Raw genomic sequence first — 19,968 nt, 5'->3', positions numbered from 1 at the left:
AGGAACGTCCCTCCGATCGCCACGGCCCCACCGAGCCGGTGGGGCCGCCCAACGAGCAGAAGGAGACATGAGAGCCGTGGCAGCGAGCGCTCCCTTGGGGAGTCGGGACACCACGATCGTGCACATCGTCGGTGCCCGCCCCAACTTCGTCAAGGCCGCCCCCGTCGTCTCCGCCCTGCGCCGTCGCGGCGCCCACCAGGCGGTCGTCCACACCGGCCAGCACTACGACGACCGTATGTCCGCGGTGTTCTTCCGCGACCTGGGCCTGCCCACCCCCGACGTCGACCTCGGCGTGGGATCGGGTTCGCACGCGGCCCAGACCGCCGCTCTCATGGTCGGCCTGGAACGGGAGTTCGTCGCGCGCGCCCCCGGTATCGTCGTCGTCTACGGTGACGTCAACTCCACGATCGCCGCCGCCTTGGTCGCCGCCAAGCTCCGGATCCCCGTGGCGCACGTGGAGGCGGGCCTGCGCTCCTTCGACGACACCATGCCGGAGGAGATCAACCGCCGGGTCACCGACCAGCTCAGCGACCTGTGCTTCGCCACCTCCCCGGAGGCGATCGGCCACCTGGCGGCGGAGGGCGTCTCCCCGGACCGGGTGCACCTGGTCGGCAACCCGATGATCGACACCCTGCTCGCCAACCTCGACCGGTTCGACGTGGCCGCCCTGCGCGAACGCGTGGACCTGCCCGAGCGCTACATCGCCGCCACCCTGCACCGTCCGGCCAACGTCGACGACCCCGACACCGTCGCCCGCCTGGTCGCCCGCCTCCACGAGATCGCCGACCTCGTCGACGTGGTCATGCCGGTGCACCCCCGCGGCAAGGCGGCCTTCGAGCGCGCCGGACTCGGTGACCACCCCCGGGTCCACCTGCTGGAGCCCCTGGGCTACCTCGACTTCGTCGCCCTCGTGCGCGGCGCCGCCGCGGTCGTCACCGATTCCGGCGGTGTGCAGGAGGAGACCACCGTCCTGGGGGTGCCCTGCCTGACCCTGCGCCCCAACACCGAACGCCCCATCACCATCACCCACGGCACCAACCGGCTCGTCACGGAGTCCGACCTGCTCCAGACCGTCACCAAGGTCCTCCAAGGTCGGGAATCCGAGGCACTCCTCGACACGACCCCGCCCCTGTGGGACGGCCGCGCCGGTGAGCGCGTCGCCGCCGTCCTCTCCCAGTGGTCCAGGTGATCCCATGCCCCACCCCGTTCCTCCTCGAAGAGCCCCCGCTCCCCGACTCCCCGCCGACGCCCTCGGCACCGGGGCGGCCCCTCGACCGTGTTCGGACCAACGTTCCACCGATGACCCGGTGCGACACAGGAAGGGTGAATGCACCGTTATCCGCCCGTTCGGGGGTACCGTTCCCCCACAGAGGGGCAGGTGAGCCCCATGTCCCATCAGAAGACACCACCGAACGCGTCCCACGAGTCCGCGACACGGCTCGCCAAGGGCATCCGGACCCGTCCCGGCACCCGCCGGAGGCCGTACCCGTCACCGTCGTGGCCCGGCCGCACGGCGAACCCGGCGGTTCCGCCGATCCGATCCGAACACAAGGTGGCAGACCGTGAAACGGCGTGAACAGAGCCAGACCGAACAGCTCAGGCAGGCGCTGGCCGAACGCGAGGCCCAGCTTCAGGAGGCTCGCGCCCGCCTGTCCGCACTGGAGGACTCCACGTCGCTCCAGGTGGGCCGGGCGCTCACCGCCGCGGCCAAGAAGCCCGGCCGTTCCCTGGTCCGCCTCCCCCGCGACCTCTACCGTCTCTGGCGGCGCAGCGGCACCACCAACCACAGCGAGCAGCGCCGTCGCGGAGCCGAACCGATCCGCTCCTTCGACGCCGACCGCCAGGAGGCCCGTCTTCTGGCCGGTGCCGTCGGCGGCGCCTCGGAGCTGCTCGTCGTCGCCACCATCGTCGGCCCCGCCGTCCAGCGGGCTCTGGCCCCCTACATCCGGCCGGTGCCCCTGCGACCGCACGACTCCCAGATCGTCATGGACGGCGTCGACGTCGACCTCGTCCTGGTCTCCGCCTCCGCCGCGGCCCCGGGCTCGCCGTGGGCGCACGTCGGCGACCCCGCCGCGGCCGACCGCACCCGCGCCCTGCACTGGGTCCTGGAGTCCGCCGCGTCCCGGGGCATCCCCACCCTGCTGCTCGACGACGCGCCCACCGCGCCCGGGCTGCGGTCCCTGGACTTCGACCGGATCCACCGGGGCGACGCGGGCGTGCCCCTGCACCTGTTCAACCCGGTCGCCGCCGACCTCGCCGAGGGCCCCGAGGCCGTGTTCGTCCGTGACACCCCGGCCGCGCCCGTCCCCGACACCCTCAACGGCCTCGGGGCCGGCGTGGTCGACGCCGACGCCCCCGACCTGGCCGACGCCCTGCGCGCGGCCCACGTCGCCGTCATCCCCGCCCACGGGCCCTCCACCGAGGCCCTGCGCCACCGCGCCCAGGCCTGCGGCACCCGCTTCGTCGCCCACGACCCGGTCGCCGAGGAGACCGGGGCGGTCGAGGGGATCTCCGTCGCCGTGCCGCGGATGCGCGCCACCGCGCTCACCGCCGACGAACAGCGCACCATGCTCCGCGAGGTCTTCCTCCGCGAGGCCACCCCGGTCCGGCTCGCCGAGATCCTCGGCGGCCTGGACTTCCCGCCCGGCACCCCGGGCCCCGAACTGCCGCTGCGCGGCCGTGCCGTCGCCGTCCTGGCCGACCCGGCGGGGGAGGCCGAGGCCGCGGACCTGGCCGACGCCCTGCTCGCCTCCAGGCTGCGCCCGGCCGAGGTGGTCGTCCCCGACACGGCCGGCCGACTGCCCGGACTCCAACGTCTGCGCGCCGAAGGCGTCACCGTGCGCACCGCCCGGTTCAGCACTCCGGACACCCTCGAAGAGCTGACCCGCGCCGGCGAGCGCCCCTCCCGTGTCGGCGGTCTGGGCCCCGACCGGTGGGCGGTGCTGGCCGAACGCGCCACCGCGCCCTGGTCGCACCTGTGGTCCGGCCCCGTCGGACCGGACCGCCTCGCCGACCTGGTCTGCGCGGTGGAGTGCTCCGACGCCGACGCCGTCGGGACCGCCGCCACCGGTCCCGCCGCCGAGGTGGGGGAGCGGGGCTTCTTCGACCGTCCCACCGGCGAGCAGTACGTTTTCGTCAGTTCCCTGACACCGGAGCTGGCCCGCACCGCCCTGGTGCGGCGCGGCTGGAACCCGGCGGAGTGGAACCGTCGCGGCACCCGTCTCCTGGCCCTGGGACCCGACCACGGGCCCGGGACCGACGGGAACGCCCAAGGGCCCGCCCACAACGCGGCGGACGCCTCGACCGGTGCCGTCGGTTGATCGCCGACCGCACCGCCCGCCCGGCACGGGCCACCCGCAAGCATTCGAAGGGAAGAACGTGAGCACACCTCCTCCGCGCGCACTCTTGTACGGGGACGTGGACCTGAACATCATCGACGGTTCCGCGATCTGGGCACAGTCGATGGCGCAGGCCCTGGCCGCGGCCGGATGCGAGGTCACCCTCCTGCTCAAGGCCCCCGTGCGCACCGACCGGCTCATCGCGCCGCTCGCCACCGTGCCCGGGGTCCACCTGCTGCGCCCCTACGAGGACGCACTGGTCCCGGACGCCGGACCGCGCGGGCTCACCCCCGAGCAGGCCGTCTCCCTGATGGTCGCCCGGCACGAACGCCGCCCCTTCGACCTGGTCGTCGTGCGCGGTCGCCGCCTGGCCGGGCTGGCCGCCCAGGAGGAGTCCCTGGCCGGACGGCTGTGGACCTACCTCACCGACTTCCCCCACGGTGTCGACGGTCTCACCGCCACCACCGTCGCCGAACTCACCGAGATCTCCCTGGCCTCCCGGTTCCTGCTCTGCCAGACCGAGGAGCTGCGGGCCTTCCTGGAATCGTCGGTGCCCGCCGCCTGCGGCCGCTCGGTGCTGTTCCCGCCCGTCGTGGTGGTTCCCGAGGACGCCCGCGCCGACGGGCAGGTGCACGCACGCGCCCGACTGGCCTACACCGGCAAGTTCGCCCAGGCCTGGAACACCCTGGAGATGACGGGGCTGCCCGCCGCCCTGGAACGCCGGGGCGTGGAATCCGAACTCGTGATGATCGGCGACAAGATCCACGCCGATCCCGCGGACTGGTCCAAGCGCATGCGCAAGGCCCTGGAGGGCACCCCCGGCGTGGACTGGCGGGGCGGCATGGCGCGCGCCGATGCCCTGCGGGCCTCCGCCGAATGCGACTTCGGTCTGTCCTGGCGCGACCCCTCCATGGACGCCAGCCTGGAACTGTCCACCAAGGTCCTGGAGCTGGGAGCGCTCGGACTGCCCGTGGTCCTCAACCGCACTCCCATGCACGAGGCCCTCCTGGGTTCCGATTACCCGCTGTTCGCCGGGGCCGACCTGGACTCTGTCGCCGAGGTCGTCGCCCGGGCCTACCACGACCGCTCCGTGTACGCCGACGCCGCCGCCCGCTGCCGGGCCGCCGCGGGGGACCACACGCTGGAGCGGGCCGCCGAACGGCTGCGCGGATACCTCACCGAGGCGCTGCCGCCGGTCCCCACCGGAGCCGACCCCGAACGCCCGCTCAAGGTGGTCGTGGCCGGGCACGACATGAAGTTCTTCACCCGACTCGCCGAGTACCTGTCCTCGCTGCCGGGCCTGGAGGTCCGCATCGACGAGTGGGAGGGCCTGGGCACCCACGACCAGTACCGGTCCCGGGAACTCGCCGGTTGGGCCGACGTGGTCATCTGCGAGTGGTGCGGCCCCAACGCCCTTTTCTACGCCAAGTGGAAGCGGCCCGACCAGCGGCTCATCGTCCGCCTGCACCGGTTCGAGCTGTACGCGGAGTGGCCGCGCCGGCTCGACATCGACAAGGTCGACGCGGTGGTGTGCGTCAGCCCCCATTACGCCGACCTCACCCGGGAGATCACCGGTTGGCCCGCCGACAAGGTCGTGGTGGTCCCCAACTGGGTGGACGACGAACAGCTCGCCCGGCCCAAGCTCCCGGGCGCCGAGTACTCGCTGGGCATGATCGGCATCGCGCCCTCCCGCAAGCGGATGGACCGGGGCCTGGACGTGCTCGCCGAGCTGCGGCGCATGGACCCCCGCTACACGATGTCGATCAAGACCAAACAGCCCTGGGACTACTGGTGGATCTGGAACCGTCCCGAGGAGCGCGCCTACTTCGAGCGCGTCTACCGGCGGGTCCAGCGCGAGGAGGCGTTGGCCGGGGCCGTGGTCTTCGACCCGTTCGGGCCTGACGTCGCCACCTGGCTGCGTCGGGTCGGGTTCATGCTCTCCACCAGCGACGACGAGTCGTTCCACCTGGCCCCGGCCGAGTGCGCCGCCTCCGGCGGGGTGCCCGCCCTGCTGCCGTGGCCCGGCGCGGACACGATCTACGACCCGCACTGGATCCACGACGACGCCGTGGCGATGGCGGAGGCGATCCACGCGGTCGTGCGGGAGGGACGGTTCGAGGAGGAGGCCGAACGCGCCCGCGCGGAGGTGATCGGGGCCTACTCCCTGGGACGGGTCCGATCCCTGTGGACCGACCTGGTGGTGCTGGGCACGGTCCCGGCGTCCGTGCCGGCCCGGGCCTGACCGCCCCGGGCCGGTCAGGCCCCTGGGGCGTGTTCGACACCGCCGTCCGCGAGGCCGTGACCGCGCCGCGGGCGTTCGTGAAGGACCCCGCTCGTGCGGGAACGTGTTCGCGGGACCCGTCCCAGGGGTCAGACCGGGCCGGTCATCTTCGACAGGCCGCCCGCTCCGGCGGGCAGGAACAGCGCGAAGGTGGTCGGCCTGGCCTGGATCAGTTCCACCCGGGCCCCCTCGGACTCGGCGATGTGCCGGGCCAGGGCCAGCCCCAGACCGGTGCCCCCGCCTCCGCTGACCTCGCGTTCGAAGATCCGCCCGGCCAGGTGCTCGGGCACGCCGTCGCCCTCGTCGCTCACCTCGATGCGCACCGACTGGCCGGTGTCGATCCGCCGGATCGTCACCGTGCCCGCGCCGTGTTTGTAGGCGTTCTCCACGAGGGTCGCCAGGATCTGGGCCAGGTCGGTGGGCACGGTCATCGCGGTCAGCCCGGGCTCGCCGGTGACCAGGAGCCTGCGGTCCTCCTTCTGGAACACCGGGGCCCATTCGGCCTGGAGGCGGTTGAGGACCGAGTCCACCTCGACCGCCTCCACCTCGGGGTTCTGGCTCTTGCGGGCCCGTCCCAGCAGGCTCTCGACGGTCTCCACCAGCCGTTCGGTCTGGGCGAGGGCCGCCTCGCCCTCCTCCCGGACGACCTCGGGGTCGTCGGCCTCGGCGATGATCTCCTCCAGACGCATGGTGAGCGCCGTCAGCGGGGTGCGCAACTGGTGGGAGGCGTCGGTGGCGAAGTGGCGTTCGGTGGCGATCAGGCCGGCGATGCGCTCGGCGCTGCGGTCCAGGACCTCGGCCACCCGGTCCGCCTCGGGGATGCCGTAGCGGTGACCCCACGGCGTGGTGACCCCCGAACCCAGCCGTTCGGCGGTGTAGGCCAGGTCGACCAGTGGCAGGGTCAGCCGCCGTGCCTGGAACATGGACAACCCCACCGCCACGCCGATGGCCAGCAGCGACAGGGAGGCGATGCCCAGCCAGGCGCGCACCACGCTCTGCTGGACCTCGTCACCGCTCATCCACACCTCGACCACGGTGCCCCGCCCGGTGGTGGCCGTCGCCAGCATCAGCGCGGGGGCATCGGGCGCGTTCGGGTCCAAGGCCGGGTTCCCGGCCGTCACCGTGTTGGTGCCGTCGCCGGTCGTGATCCGGATGAACCGGTCCGGATTCTCCCGGTCGAGCTCGGTGAGGTTGATCTCGTCGTGGATCTCCAACATGGTGTCGCTCTCGGCACCGATCAACTCCGCCTCGCCCTGGAGGGCACGACTGCTCTCGTCGTGCACCAGTTTGTAGGTGAGCGCACCCAAGGGCAGTCCGAGCAGCATGACGGCGATGACGGTCACCACCAGGGTGGAGAAAACCATCCGCCTGCGCATGTCACCTCATGTTCGTCCGACCGGGAGCCGGCCGACCGGGGAGGGGACGCGTCGAACCCACGGTCCGATCAGTCCCGCTCGAAGCGGAAGCCCACGCCGCGGACGGTCGTGATGTACGACGGCTGGTTGGCGTCGTCACCGAGTTTGCGTCGCAGCCAGGAGATGTGCATGTCCAGGGTCTTGGTCGACCCCCACCAGTTGGTGTCCCACACCTCGCGCATGATCTGTTCCCGGGTGACCACCTTGCCGGCGTCGCGCACGAGCACGCGCAGCAGGTCGAACTCCTTGGTGGTGAGCTGGAGTTCGCGTTCGCCCAGCCAGGCCCGGCGGGAGTCGTTGTCGATGCGCACGCCGTGGACGACGGGCACCTCGGCTCCCCCGCGCCGCAACAGGGCGCGCACCCGGGCCAGCAGTTCCGCCAGCCGGAAGGGTTTGGTGACATAGTCGTCGGCGCCGGCGTCGAGGCCGACGACGGTGTCGACCTCATCGGCGCGGGCGGTGAGGATGAGGATCGGCGTTCCATGGCCCTCGGCTCGGAGCCGACGCGCCACTTCCAGCCCGTCCATTTCGGGCAGGCCCAGGTCCAGGACCATCAGGTCGATGTCTCCCGCACGGGCACGGTCGAGTGTCTCAATGCCGTTGACGGTCACGTCCACCGTGTAGCCCTCGCGGCGGAGTGCGCGCGCGAGAGGCTCGGAGATCGAGACATCGTCTTCGGCCAGCAAAACGCAGGTCATGCTGTCGATCGTAGGTCCGGGGTCGCGCATTTCCCTATTATGCGCGCCGGATGGCCCAAGGTTGGCCGAAAATACGGTATTCACATACCAGACAAACAACTCGATTGCTCTATCAATGGGCTTTCTTTGCCCTTGGCCGGGAAAAATCAGGGTTCTTGGTGAAGTGTGGTGCGCGGAGTGATCGAGCTGCGGCGCTCGGTCGCCGAAACCGGCCCCGGTCGGCCGCTTTATCGGTATCAATGGGATGATCGTGGATGAAAGGGTGGAAGAACAACGGCGATGTGCGAGCGGTCCCCCATCGTCGCCGTCGGACCGCTCGACGCCGATGACGAGGAGAGAGCGCGTGAACCCCCACCGGGAACCCGAGCAGCCCCCATGGAATCCGCCGCCCGGCCCGCCACCGGGTCCCCCTCCGCCTCCGCCGCCCCCTCGTCCCGCCGGCAGGTACGGCACCGGACTGATGGTCGTGCTCGTGGTCATCGCCGTCCTTGCGGGCGCGTCCGTCCTCGGTGGCGGACTCGTCCTGGGGAGCGTGATCACCTCTGGTGTGGCCGCGGGGGAGGCGGGCGCCGAACCCTCGCCCGAGCCCACCCGTGAGGAGACGCCCACCCCGGAGCCCACGCCGGAACCGGAGCCCGAACCGGAGCCCACGTCGGAACCCACCGATGAGCCCACTCCCGCCCCGGAGGACCTGCCGACCTCCGACGACCTGGTCGCCGAGTTGCGCCGGGAGTACGACATCCGGGAACGGCGCAACATCACCGCCGAACTCTGCGAGGGCTCCGAACAGGAGGGGACGCTGTTCCAGTGCACCTCCGCCACCGACACCGAGGTGGTCCGCGTGATCGCCTACGCCCAGGAGGGGTCGGCCTCACTGGCCGCGCTCCTGCTGAAGGAGGGCATGGGGGAGGACGGCAACGACGCCGTGGACGTGCAGGAGGCCTGCCACTTCGTCCTCATCTGGTTCGAGGGCTCCGAGGCCGATCAGGCGGCGCGCGACGGGATGGCGGAGTACGCGCGCGAGGCGGCGGGCTGCGCCTGACACGCGGGGTCCGCGAACACGGCCGTGTCGCAACGGAATGAATTGTTCGCTGTGAGTGACAATGTGTGGGTGGGCGGTGGTCGGTCACGATCATCGCCCCCCATCCCATTCCAGCAGGATCATCCGTCCCGGCACCAGGGCCGGCGATGCCCTGGGGACGATGACCGTCCCGGGGCGCGGGCGCAGCGGACCCGGGAGGGGAGTCGAGGAGCGTTCCGATGACCCGAGCAGGCACCTTGCGAACGGCGGCGCTCGCCGTCGCGCTCGCCCTGCCCATGGCACTGGCGGCACCGGCCGCCGCCCAGACCCGAGGCGAGACGGCGGCCGGTACCACCTCGGCCGAGGAACGCGGCGCCCTCTCCGTCCGCCACTACTACACCACCTGGCGCGACGCCCGCTCCTACTGGTCGCAGGACACCCGCTACACCACCGGAGGCTGGCTGTGGGCCGGCCGCCACTACTTCTTCTGCCAGACCGAGGGCACCGCCCACTCCGACGGCAAGGGCGCCAACTCCACCTGGTGGGTGCTCACCGACGACGACACCGGCAACCGGGACGTCTTCGTCAGCGCCACGGCCCTGCGCGTCGCCGAACCCTGGAAACCCATCGAGGGTCTGCCCCGCTGCTGACCGGAGCGGTCCACCGGACACGAGGAAGGGGCCCGGCCGGGTGGAGTGCGCACCCGGCCGGGCCCCTCGTTCCGTGAGGCTCGACGCCGCCGGTGTCAGCCGTCCAGCCCGGCCGGTTCCGCTCCCTTGCGCTTACGGCTCAGGTACAGGGCCGCGCCGCCCGCGCCCACGGCCACCACGGCGGCTGCGACCAGGCCGAGAACCGCCGTGCCGGTCCTGGGCAGCGAACCGTCGCCGCCGTCGCCCGGCTTCGGGCTCTTGCTCGCCGGGTCGGAGGGGTCGCCGCTCGGACCGCCGGTCGGACCGTCCGTGGGGCCGCCCGTGGGGCCGTCGGTCGGGGACGGGGAGGGCGAGGGGGACGGGCCGGTCCCGGGGTCGGGAACGGTCGCCTCCTCGCCCACCACGATGCGACCGGCGCCGCCCTCGGGGTAGGCGGCCTCGGTGATCCGACCCTCCAGCCGTCCGGTGATGAGCCGCTCCAGGGCGCCCTGGTAGGTGGATCCCACGACGGTGAAGTCGGCGCCGCGGAACGGGTAGTTGTCGCCGCCCCGGGCGGAGAAGTCGTTGGTCACCACCGTGATCGGGTCGCCCTCCACGACCTTCCCGTCCTTCACGAGCACCGTGCCGTCGTGCAGGATCACGTTGCGGACCCGTTCACCCGGGGTCGTCACGTTGCCGTCCCCGTCGACGACCTGCGCGGTCCGCGCCGGGTCGTAGGCGAAGTTCACGCCCGCGACCTGCATGAACGCGCCGCTGGCGGCCGGAGCCGCGGCCACACCCTGCTCCAGCAGCTCCTTGATCTGGGAACGCGGCAAGTCGGGCACCACGGCCACCTGGTTGGCGAACGGGGCGATCGAATAGGTGTCCAGCGAGGTCAGCGGACCGGCCGGGATCACGGAGGCGTTGCGGATGCCGCCGCCGTTCTGGATGCCGATCTGCGGTTCGGGCACCCCGTAGTCGGCGGCGTTGCGGACACCGGTGTCGAGCAGTCCGTCGGCCACCAGGTCGCCCAGGTTGGTCTCCTGGGTGCGCACGCCCGGGTTCTGGACGCCGTTGAGGTCCACCTCGCTCTGGGCGACCACGGTCTCGGCCAGTTCGGCCACGTAGTCGGAGATCGGCTTGGTCACCTGCGCCTCGACGTCGGCGTCCGGGGCCACCGCGTCGTCGCCCGCGCCCGACACCCGGACCGTGCCGGAACGGTCGGACACGGAGATCACGTCGCCGGCCGCGTCGAAGTCGAGGACCAGGCGTCCCACGTACTTGTAGTTGGAGCCGGCGGTCACGATCGGCACCTCCTCCCCGTCGGGGTTGGTGGCGATCAGGGGGTAGGACAGCGGCGCGCCCGTGCCCGGGTGCGCCGTGACCTGGTCACCGGGGACCAGGGCGTCGTCCGGGTTCGCCATGATCTCGTGGCCGCCGCCCGCGACGATCGCGTCGATCCCGGTCAGCTCCCGCGCGACCCGCTCCTCGTAGGCGATGCCCTGGAGGTGCGAGATCATGATGATCTTGTCGACACCCTCCGCGGTGAGCCGGTCGACCTCGGCCTGGACCGGGGCGACCACGTCCTCGATCACCACGTTGCGCGGGCTGCTGATGGTGGACAGCAGCGGGTAGAGCGCGCCGACGATGCCGACCTGCTCGCCGCCCGCCTCCACGACGGTGCTGGGGGCGATCCGGCCCGCGTCCCTCAGCGCGGCCAGGGACGGCTCCTTGGACACGTCGACGTTCGCGGCCACCACCGGCACGTCGGGCAGCTGCTCGATGAACTCGGCGTACACGTCCGGGCCGAAGTCGAACTCGTGGTTGCCCATGGCGATCGCGTCATAGCCGGCGTACCGGGCGGCCACCGCGTCGTAGAACGGGGCGCCGTCCTCTCGGGAGGCCGAGAACTCCGGGCCCGGCAGGTACATGTCGCCGGAGTTCACGGTCACCACACCGTCGGAGCCGGACTCCTCGGCCTCGCGCAGGTCGTTGATCAGGGTGGTGAACCGGGCGGCCCCGCCGAAGTCCTCCTGCCCCGACGCGGACAACAGCCGCGACTCGGGGTCGTTCGCGTGCAGGATCGTCAAGGTGAAGTCGGCGTCACCCGAGGGTTCCATGGGGACGGCCGCGCCGGCGGTGGGCGCGAACGGCACCACGAAGGCGCTCGTCAGCAGAAGTGCCGCCGAGGCGCGCACGAGTCTGGACATGGGTCCGGGCTCCTTTTGGGGGTCGGGGGATCATCGTGTGCTCCGCCCGGGGCGGAAGTGGGGTCAGAGACGCCACATTAGAGGCGATCGCCGTGACGGTCATGGGCCTCAGGGTTACGATTTGCAGAATCCTGCTGTACCGATGGAGGTTTTCGACCCGTCCGTATCATCGGGATCGATCACGGCGACCCGTCTCCCGGGCGGCGACCTCCCACCTCTCGCACCCGGTAGGGCGCCCTCCCTCCGGAGGGCGGCTCTACCATGAGTGGTGTCACTGACCCCGAAACCCCTCGGAGGACGGCCTTGTCTCCCTCTGGCCAGGACCCCTATGAGCCCGACGGCATCCCGCCGCAGAGGGGCCTGCCGGACTTCGAAGCGGGCTTCGCCGCCCTCCACCCCGACGCGCCGCTGCCCCGCAGGGTCGCCGTGGTCCGCATCCTGATGTTCATCGGCGGCGCCTGCGGGATCGCCCTGTCCCTCCTGCTCCTGCAAGGCCTGGTCATCCCCCAGGCGCAGATGGAGGAGGCCCTGGCCGCCCAGGCGCAGATGCTCGGGGAGCAGGGCGTGCAACTGGAGATCAGCGTCGAGATGATGCGCTCCCTGATCATCGTCATGGCCGCCGTCACCGGCGTCTACGGGGTGCTGTCCACCCTGCTGGCCGCGCGCATCCGCCGCCGGACGCTCGGCGTCTTCTGGGGCGTGGTGCTCTTCCAGGGCGCCGCCGGCGCGCTGCTGCTGTGGAACCTGCTCTCCGGGGCCCTGGAGGCGGTCGTCCCGCTCGGCTTCGCGGTGTACATGATCACCGTCATGTTCTCCCGTGAGGCCCGCGCCCACTACGGCCTGCTCTGATCCCGGGCGGGGGAGCGCCCGAACAGGCGCGCCCCCTCGCGGGGCGGGGCCGGTGCCCGCACCGCCACCTCCGTCCACCGCCGTCCCAGGAGTCCGCGCACGGCCGCCGCGCCGGTCCCCGGCGTGTCGACGCCCTCCTCCAACGCCAGCACCTCGCTCAGCAACTCCGCCGCGTCCGGCCGCTCGTCGGGATCCTTGGCAGTCGCGGCCACCACCACCCGCTTCAGGCCGGGCGGCAGGTACTCCAGGTCGGGCTCCTCGAACAACACCCGTCGGGCCATCTCCTTGGCGTCGGCCCGCCCGAACGGGTCGTGGCCCAGGGCCGCGAACGCCACCGTCGCCCCCCACAGGAACACGTCGGAGCGTTGTGTCGTGGGTTGCCGCGAGTACTGCTCCGGACTGATCCACCCCGGGGTGCCGAGCTTGTCCACCCACGCGGTGATCCGCTCGTCCGGCAGGGTCTCCGGCGAGGGCAGCTTGAGGTCCCGGTAGGCCCGTCGCATCCGCCGCAACCGGATCCACTTGGTGGGGTCGGGGTCCTCCACCGGGTGCGCGATGCCGAAGTCCACCAGCTTGGGGCCCTTGTCGGACAGCACCACGTTGCTCGGCTTGAGGTCGCGGTGGACCACACCGGCCGCGTGGATGGCGCGCAACGCCTCCGCGGTCCCCGCCGCCAGCCCGAGCAGCATCCCCTTCTTCAGCCGGCCGTAGCGCTCCACGTGGTGGCGCAGGGTCGGACCGGGCACGTACTCGGTGATCATCCACGGCAGTTCGGCCTGCACGTCGGCCCGCACGAACCGGGCCACCGACGGGCTGTTCACCCGCGACAGCAGTCGGGCCTCCAACGCGAACCGGTCCCGGAACCGGTGATCGGACGCCTGTTCCGCGTGGATCACCTTGACCGCGAGGTACCCGTGCACCCCGGGCGAGTCCGCCGCGTAGACGGTGCCCATGCCCCCGGAGCCGATCCGGCCGACCACCCGGTGCCCGCCGACCTCACGCGGGTCGCCGGGTTCCAGGGGGTGGAGTCTGCGGATGCCGCGCGCCTTCATGAGGGCTCCCGGGGATCGTGGGGGACGTCGAGCCGGAGTCTATCCACCGACCCCCGCCGGGGAGGGGACCTGGAACCGGGTCGGGTCCGGGGCGCCTCGGATATAAAGAACGCGTCACCCCCGTCGCCCCCGAGGATCCGCTTGGAAATCACCCTCTCCGACGGTCGCACGATCTCCGTGAGTCCCGGAATCGCCCGGGCGCTGCTCGGGGCCGCGCCCCTGCCCGACGACCCGGACGTGTGGTCCCCCGCGTACCGGGGCGCACCGGGCAACGCCGCCCTCATCGAACGGGGTCTGGCCGAACGCACCCGTCAGGGATTCCTCTCCCTGACCCTTCTCGGCCACGAGGTCCGGTCCCGTCTCCTGGAGTCGCACACCGCCGACGGTCCGAGGCGGATCACCCTCGACCCCGACCTGTCGGACCGGGAGAAGAGGGCGGTCCTGGCGGCCTCGGCCGACCGGAACGCCGCGGACCGGAGCGAACCCGTGGACCGGAGCGAACCCGTGGGGCGGAACAAGACCATCCTGCGGACGTCCTACGGCGCCCTCCTCACCTACGTGGCCTGCCAGATCCTCCTGGACCTGAGCCCCCTCGGGTCGATCCCCCTCGTCCTGTTCGCGGTCGTCGCGGTCGCCGTCCCCTCCGAGCTGGCCGCCCGGGAAAGGGACCGCCGCGACCCGCGCCGCGTTCTGCGCGACCTGGCCGACCGGTACGTCACCCTCGACATGGTCGAGGGGGAGTACCGCTCCCTGCTGGAGCGCGCCCAGCGGGCGGTGGACGCCGTCCTGGAGTCCGGACCGCACCGCGAGGGGCTGCTCCTCGACACCGTTCGCAACGAGGTCGTGCTGGCCGAGACCGAGTGGATCATCGCCCACGGGCTGGTCCGCCTGGGACGGGAGGCCGTCCGCGCCGACCGCACCCCGGTCACGGGCGAGCGTTCCAGGGCTGCCGCCGAGCGGGCCCGCGCCGCCCTGGCCGGGGAGCGCGGTCGCCTGGAACACCGCATCGGACTGCTGGAGGAGTACGCGGCCCGGGTGCGCACCTTCGAGGACGAGCGCACCGACGCCTCCTCCGCCCGCGCGTTCGACGCGGTCGCCGATCGCGTCGTGGAGTCCGGCGCCGCGCACGAGCACCATGAGGCGGAACTGCGCTCCCTGGTCCGCGCCCAGGAGGCCGCCCTCCGCCTGTCCGAACCGACCGACCCCGACGCGGTCGGGACCTGACCCCGGCCGTTCACAGGCTCGGGCGCACGGACCCGAACGTCGCCCGTCTCTGGCAGGCTCGAAGACGGAAAGGAGGCGATCGTCATGAAGCCGTCCCGGTTCATCGAGGCCGCCCTGTGGTTCCCGGAGGCCGTCGAGACCGAACCCTTCGGTCCCGGTCCACTCGTCTACAAGGTGTGCGACAGGATGTTCGCCCTGTTCATGGAGGGTTCCGACGGCGACGCCCCGGCCCGGGCCAACCTCAAGTGCGACCCGGTCCACGCCCTGGAACTGCGCGACCGCTTTCCCGCCGTCACCCCCGGCTACCACATGAACAAGGACCACTGGAACACCGTGGTCCTGGACGGCACCGTCCCCGAGGACGAGGTGCTGGAGATGCTGCGCGACTCGTACACTCTGGTCGCCCGCGGGCTGCGCAAGGCCGACCGGGAACGTGTCCTGGCCGTGCTCGGCGACGACCTCCCCGAGATCGGGGACGCCTGAGAAAGGGGACCGTGTGCCCGACGAGAAGCGTTCGCCCGCCGTGGTCCAAGGCGTCCTCGAACGCGTCACCTACGCCAACGAGGAGACCGGCTACACCGTCGCCCGGGTCGATACCGGGCGCGGCGCCGAGCTGCTCACCGTGGTCGGCACCCTCATGGGCGTGCAACCCGGTGAGGCCCTGCGCATGCACGGCCGCTGGGGCTCGCACCCGCAGTACGGTCGCCAGTTCCACGTCGACGACTACACCACCGTCCTGCCCGCCACCGTCCAGGGCATCCGCCGCTACCTGGGCTCGGGCCTCATCAAGGGCATCGGCCCCAAGATGGCCGAACGCATCGTCGAGCACTTCGGCACCGACGCCCTCGACGTCATCGAACAGGACCCGGAACGCCTCATCGAGGTCCCCGGCCTGGGCCCCAAGCGCACCCGGCTCATCGCCGACGCCTGGGAGGAGCAGAAGGCCATCAAGGAGGTCATGGTCTTCCTCCAGGGCGTCGGGGTGAGCACCTCCCTGGCCGTGCGCATCTACAAGAAGTACGGCGACACCTCCATCGAGATCGTCCAGAAGGAGCCCTACCGGCTGGCCACCGACGTGTGGGGCATCGGCTTCAAGACCGCCGACACCATCGCCCAGGCCGTCGGCATCCCCCACGACAGCCCCCAACGGATCATGGCCGGCATCCAGTTCACCCTCTCGGAGTCCACCGGCGACGGTCACTGCCACCTGCCCGAGGAGAAGCTCATCTCCGCCGCCGTCAAGATCCTCGGCGTTGACTCCGGCCTGGTCATCGAGTGTCTGGCCCGGCTCATCGAGGACGAGGGAGTGGTCCGCGAAGAGGTCCCCGGCCCCGACGGCGCCCCGGTGCGCGCCGTCCACCTGGTGCCCTTCCACCGGGCCGAGGTCGGCGCCGCCACCGGGCTGCTCACCCTGCTGAACCACCCGCACGACCGGCTGTCCGCCTTCGCCGACGTCGACTGGGAGGTCGCCCTGGGCTGGCTGCACCGGCGCACCGGCACCGAACTCGCCGACGAACAGCGCGAAGCGGTGACACAGGCGCTCACCCGCAAGGTCAGCGTCCTCACCGGCGGCCCCGGCTGCGGCAAGTCCTTCACCGTCTCCTCCATCGTCACCCTGGCCGCCGTCAAGGGCGCGAAGATCATCCTGGCCGCCCCCACCGGCCGCGCGGCCAAACGCCTCACCGAACTCACCGGGCACGAGGCCGCCACCGTGCACCGGCTCCTCGAACTGCGCCCCGGCGGCGAGGCCTCCTACGACCGCGACAACCCCCTCGACTGCGACCTGCTGGTGGTCGACGAGGCGTCCATGCTCGACCTCATCCTCGCCAACAAGCTCATCAAGGCCGTCCCGGCCGGCGCCCACCTGGTGTTCGTCGGCGACGTCGACCAGCTGCCGTCCGTCGGCGCCGGGCAGGTCCTGCGCGACCTGCTCGCCGAGGGTTCCCCCATCCCCAGCGTCCGGCTCACCCGGGTGTTCCGCCAGGCACAGGAGTCCGGAGTGGTGAGCAACGCCCACCGGGTCAACAAGGGCGAACCGCCCCTGTTCGAGGGCATGCGCGACTTCTTCCTCTTCGCCTGCGAGGAGTCCGAGGACGCCGCGCTCATGACCGTCGACGTCGTCGCCGGCCGGATCCCCCGCGCCTTCGGCCTGGACCCGCGCCGCGACGTCCAGGTCCTCACCCCGATGAAGGGCGGGCCCGCCGGGGCCGGCAACCTCAACATCGCGCTCCAGGAGGCCCTCACCCCGGCGGGGGAGGGGATCCCCGAACGCCGGTTCGGCGGCCGGACCTTCCGGGTCGGCGACAAGGTCACCCAGATCCGCAACAACTATGACAAGGGCGCCAACGGCGTCTTCAACGGCGCCCTCGGCGTCGTCACCGGTCTGGACCCCGTGGCCCAGGAACTCACCGTGCGCACCGACGAGGACGAGGACATCACCTACGACTTCGCCGAACTCGACGAGCTCGCCCACGCCTACGCCATCACCGTGCACCGCTCCCAGGGCAGCGAGTACCCGGCCGTCGTCGTGCCCGTCACCACCAGCTCGTGGATGATGCTCCAGCGCAACCTGCTCTACACCGCCATCACCCGGGCCAAGCGCCTCGTCGTGCTGGTCGGCTCCCGCCGCGCCCTGGCCCAGGCCGTCCGCAACGCCTCCTCCGGCCACCGGCACACGGCCTTGGCCCACCGCCTGCGCACCGCCCGCTACCCTGGGGGATCGTGGACCGAGACACCCTGATCGTCGTGGGCGCCGCCATCATCCGCGACGGCCGCATCCTCGCCGCCCAACGCGCCGAACCCGCCGCCCTGCACGGCCGGTGGGAGTTCCCCGGCGGCAAGGTCGACCCGGGCGAGACCCCCGCCGACGCCCTCGTCCGCGAATGCCGCGAGGAACTCGGCGTCACCGTCCGCGCCCGTGAGGCGATCGGCGTCGACGTCCCGTTTCCCACGACCCCGGGGCGCACCCGGTCCGCCGTCCTGCGCCTGCTGCGCGCCGACCTGATCGACGGCGAACCACGCGCCCTGGAGCACCTGTCCCTGCGCTGGCTCACCGCCGCCGACCTGGGCACTCTCGACTGGCTCCCGGCCGACGTGCCCTTCCTCGACCCGATCGGGGCGCTGCTCGTCCCGACGGGATGAACCGCGTCTTCGGCCTTGTTCCCCCTGGAGGGGTGATCAGGGTGACCTGTGCGTTTCCCGACCAGCCCCTCATGACCGCATAAACTGGCAACGGGCCGTGGCATCCTGCGGTCTCTTCCCAGACCAGGAGATCGAGACTTTTCCATGTCCAGCGCTACGCCCGTCGAGGGCTCCGCACGCCGTCGCGACCTTCGCAACGTCGCCATCGTGGCCCACGTCGACCACGGTAAGACGACCCTCGTTGACGCCATGCTCTGGCAGTCCGGTGTCTTCCGGGACAACCAGGATGTCGACGACCGCGTGATGGACTCCAACGACCTGGAGCGCGAGAAGGGCATCACCATTCTCGCGAAGAACACGGCCGTCCACTACACCACGCCCGAGGGCGAGGACGTGGTCATCAACATCATCGACACCCCCGGCCACGCCGACTTCGGCGGTGAGGTCGAACGCGGCCTGTCGATGGTCGACGGCGTCGTCCTGCTGGTGGACGCCAGCGAGGGCCCGCTGCCCCAGACCCGCTTCGTGCTCCGCAAGGCCCTCAAGGCCAAGCTCCCCGTCATCCTCGTCATCAACAAGGTGGACCGGCCCGACAGCCGTATCGCCGAGGTCGTGGACGACACCTACGAACTGTTCATGGACCTGGAAGCGGACGAGTCCCAGATCGAGTTCCCCATCGTCTACGCCTGCGCCCGCGACGGCAAGGCCTCCCTGGAGCGCCCCGCCAACGGCACCATCCCGGACAACGACAACCTGGTGCCGCTGTTCTCCACCATCCTGGACACCATCCCGGCGCCCGAGTACGTCCCGGACGCGCCGCTCCAGGCCCACGTCACCAACCTGGACGCCTCCCCGTTCCTGGGCCGCCTGGCGCTGTGCCGCGTCCAGCAGGGAGAGCTGCGCAAGGGCCAGCAGGTCGCGTGGATCCGCACCGACGGCAACGTCCAGCAGGTCAAGATCACCGAGCTGCTCATGACCGACGGTCTGGAGCGCAAGCCCGCCGAGAAGGCCGGACCCGGTGACATCGTCGCCATCGCCGGCATCGAGGACATCATGATCGGCGAGACCCTCGCCGACCTGGAGAACCCGGTCCCGCTGCCGCTCATCACGGTGGACGAGCCGGCCATCTCCATGACCCTCGGCACCAACACCTCGCCGCTGGTCGGCAGGGTCAAGGGCGCCAAGGTCACCGCCCGCCTGGTCAAGGACCGCCTCGACAAGGAACTCGTCGGCAACGTCTCGCTGCGCGTGCTGCCCACCGAGCGTCCCGACGCCTGGGAGGTGCAGGGCCGTGGTGAGCTGGCGCTGGCCATCCTGGTCGAGCAGATGCGCCGCGAGGGCTACGAGCTGACCGTCGGCAAGCCGCAGGTGGTCACCAAGGTCGTCGACGGCAAGGTCCACGAGCCCGTCGAGCGTCTCACCGTGGACGCCCCCGAGGAGTACATGGGCGCCATCACCCAGCTCCTCAGCGTCCGCAAGGGCCGCATGGAGAACATGGTCAACCACGGCACCGGCTGGGTGCGCATGGACTGGCTGGTCCCCTCCCGCGGCCTCATCGGCTTCCGCACCGAGTTCCTCACCGAGACCCGCGGCACCGGTATCGCGCACCACGTGTTCGAGAAGTTCGAGCCGTGGTTCGGCGAGCTGCGCACCCGCCCCAACGGCTCCCTGGTGGCCGACCGGGCCGGCGCCGCCGTGGCGTTCGCGATGTTCAACCTCCAGGAGCGCGGCACGCTGTTCGTCGAGCCGGGCACCGAGGTGTACGAGGGCATGATCGTCGGCGAGAACTCGCGCTCCGACGACATGGACGTCAACATCACCAAGGAGAAGAAGCTCACCAACATGCGCTCCGCCACCGGCGACGAGCTGGTGCGCCTGGTGCCGCCGCGGAAGCTCTCCCTGGAGCAGGCCCTGGAGTTCTGCCGCGAGGACGAGTGCGTCGAGGTCACCCCCGAGCACGTCCGCATCCGCAAGGTCGTCCTCGACCAGAAGGAACGCGGTCGGATCACCGCCAACAAGAAGCGCCAGCAGCAGTAGGACCCCGTGTCCTCGGGACGGGCGGGCCGCGACGCGGCCCGCCCGTCGTGCGTTTCCGCCCAGGTCAACCGGG

Annotated in this window: 15 protein-coding genes; 11 read left to right on the top strand and 4 right to left on the bottom strand. The window is 71.6% G+C overall.

The window, feature by feature from the left end:
• Window positions 1-76: 76 nt before the first annotated feature.
• The 3 genes from wecB to RM479_RS25000 all read left to right on the top strand — a co-directional run bounded on the left by wecB (window position 77) and on the right by RM479_RS25000 (window position 5,580).
• On the top strand, window positions 77-1,189 hold the full coding sequence (gene wecB, locus RM479_RS25010; RefSeq protein ID WP_311514180.1) for a non-hydrolyzing UDP-N-acetylglucosamine 2-epimerase: 1,113 nt from the start codon (window positions 77-79) through the stop codon (window positions 1,187-1,189).
• 373 nt (window positions 1,190-1,562) lie between these two features.
• Window positions 1,563-3,320, top strand: a complete 1,758-nt coding sequence (locus RM479_RS25005) for a hypothetical protein (protein ID WP_311514149.1) — start codon at window positions 1,563-1,565, stop codon at window positions 3,318-3,320.
• 58 nt (window positions 3,321-3,378) lie between these two features.
• The gene (locus RM479_RS25000; protein WP_311514148.1) at window positions 3,379-5,580 is read left to right on the top strand and encodes a glycosyltransferase; all 2,202 of its coding nucleotides are present in this window, start codon (window positions 3,379-3,381) and stop codon (window positions 5,578-5,580) included.
• Between the two features lie 128 nt (window positions 5,581-5,708).
• Here the strand turns inward: RM479_RS25000 and RM479_RS24995 are convergent, their stop codons facing one another.
• Window positions 5,709-6,995 carry a sensor histidine kinase gene (locus RM479_RS24995; protein ID WP_311514147.1) on the bottom strand — a complete coding sequence of 429 codons (1,287 nt, stop codon included), beginning with the start codon at window positions 6,993-6,995 and terminating at the stop codon, window positions 5,709-5,711.
• Window positions 6,996-7,063: 68 nt separating this feature from the next.
• Entirely contained in the window at window positions 7,064-7,732 is a 669-nt protein-coding gene (locus RM479_RS24990; RefSeq protein ID WP_017570862.1) for a response regulator transcription factor, read from the bottom strand.
• Between the two features lie 343 nt (window positions 7,733-8,075).
• Here RM479_RS24990 and RM479_RS24985 point away from each other — a divergent pair, with 343 nt between their 5' ends.
• Both RM479_RS24985 and RM479_RS24980 read left to right on the top strand, forming a co-directional pair.
• On the top strand, window positions 8,076-8,774 hold the full coding sequence (locus tag RM479_RS24985; RefSeq protein ID WP_311514146.1) for a hypothetical protein: 699 nt from the start codon (window positions 8,076-8,078) through the stop codon (window positions 8,772-8,774).
• A gap of 218 nt (window positions 8,775-8,992) precedes the next feature.
• Entirely contained in the window at window positions 8,993-9,403 is a 411-nt protein-coding gene (locus tag RM479_RS24980; protein ID WP_311514145.1) for a hypothetical protein, read from the top strand.
• A gap of 95 nt (window positions 9,404-9,498) precedes the next feature.
• Here the strand turns inward: RM479_RS24980 and RM479_RS24975 are convergent, their stop codons facing one another.
• Window positions 9,499-11,592 (bottom strand): bifunctional metallophosphatase/5'-nucleotidase, encoded by a 2,094-nt coding sequence (locus RM479_RS24975; RefSeq protein WP_311514144.1) that lies wholly within the window; start codon window positions 11,590-11,592, stop codon window positions 9,499-9,501.
• 303 nt (window positions 11,593-11,895) lie between these two features.
• Here RM479_RS24975 and RM479_RS24970 point away from each other — a divergent pair, with 303 nt between their 5' ends.
• Window positions 11,896-12,441 carry a hypothetical protein gene (locus RM479_RS24970; RefSeq protein ID WP_311514143.1) on the top strand — a complete coding sequence of 182 codons (546 nt, stop codon included), beginning with the start codon at window positions 11,896-11,898 and terminating at the stop codon, window positions 12,439-12,441.
• On the opposite strand, the gene RM479_RS24965 is transcribed toward RM479_RS24970, so the two are convergent.
• On the bottom strand, window positions 12,426-13,493 hold the full coding sequence (locus tag RM479_RS24965; RefSeq protein ID WP_311514142.1) for a serine/threonine-protein kinase: 1,068 nt from the start codon (window positions 13,491-13,493) through the stop codon (window positions 12,426-12,428). The two genes, RM479_RS24970 and RM479_RS24965, sit on opposite strands and share 16 nt — an antisense overlap.
• Window positions 13,494-13,670: 177 nt before the next feature.
• Between RM479_RS24965 and RM479_RS24960 the strand changes: the two genes are divergently transcribed.
• From RM479_RS24960 to typA, 5 genes are all read left to right on the top strand, one after another.
• Entirely contained in the window at window positions 13,671-14,717 is a 1,047-nt protein-coding gene (locus tag RM479_RS24960; RefSeq protein WP_311514141.1) for a hypothetical protein, read from the top strand.
• Window positions 14,718-14,801: 84 nt separating this feature from the next.
• Window positions 14,802-15,200, top strand: coding sequence for an MmcQ/YjbR family DNA-binding protein (locus tag RM479_RS24955; RefSeq protein WP_311514140.1), 399 nt, complete (start codon window positions 14,802-14,804; stop codon window positions 15,198-15,200).
• A 13-nt stretch (window positions 15,201-15,213) separates the two neighbouring features.
• Window positions 15,214-17,457 (top strand): SF1B family DNA helicase RecD2, encoded by a 2,244-nt coding sequence (recD2, locus tag RM479_RS24950; protein WP_311514139.1) that lies wholly within the window; start codon window positions 15,214-15,216, stop codon window positions 17,455-17,457.
• Entirely contained in the window at window positions 17,439-17,858 is a 420-nt protein-coding gene (locus tag RM479_RS24945) for a (deoxy)nucleoside triphosphate pyrophosphohydrolase (protein WP_311514138.1), read from the top strand. The genes recD2 and RM479_RS24945 overlap by 19 nt, the downstream gene beginning before the upstream one ends.
• 144 nt (window positions 17,859-18,002) lie before the next feature.
• Entirely contained in the window at window positions 18,003-19,895 is a 1,893-nt protein-coding gene (typA, locus tag RM479_RS24940) for a translational GTPase TypA (protein WP_311514137.1), read from the top strand.
• Window positions 19,896-19,968 lie beyond the last annotated feature (73 nt).

It is taken from the genome of Nocardiopsis lambiniae (assembly GCF_031845465.1).
GTDB lineage: Bacteria > Actinomycetota > Actinomycetes > Streptosporangiales > Streptosporangiaceae > Nocardiopsis > Nocardiopsis lambiniae.
Note: the sequence above shows the minus strand (reverse complement) of the source record. Positions and strands in the feature narration are given on the sequence as shown.

What these genes read in the sequence shown, in the direction of transcription:
- RM479_RS24995 (WP_311514147.1), bottom strand. Translation starts at nt 6,995, where the DNA reads ATGCGCAGGCGGATGGTTTTCTCCACCCTGGTGGTGACCGTCATCGCC.
- RM479_RS24990 (WP_017570862.1), bottom strand. Translation starts at nt 7,732, where the DNA reads ATGACCTGCGTTTTGCTGGCCGAAGACGATGTCTCGATCTCCGAGCCT.
- RM479_RS24980 (WP_311514145.1), top strand. Translation starts at nt 8,993, where the DNA reads ATGACCCGAGCAGGCACCTTGCGAACGGCGGCGCTCGCCGTCGCGCTC.
- RM479_RS24975 (WP_311514144.1), bottom strand. Translation starts at nt 11,592, where the DNA reads ATGTCCAGACTCGTGCGCGCCTCGGCGGCACTTCTGCTGACGAGCGCC.
- RM479_RS24965 (WP_311514142.1), bottom strand. Translation starts at nt 13,493, where the DNA reads ATGAAGGCGCGCGGCATCCGCAGACTCCACCCCCTGGAACCCGGCGAC.
- RM479_RS24955 (WP_311514140.1), top strand. Translation starts at nt 14,802, where the DNA reads ATGAAGCCGTCCCGGTTCATCGAGGCCGCCCTGTGGTTCCCGGAGGCC.
- typA (WP_311514137.1), top strand. Translation starts at nt 18,003, where the DNA reads ATGTCCAGCGCTACGCCCGTCGAGGGCTCCGCACGCCGTCGCGACCTT.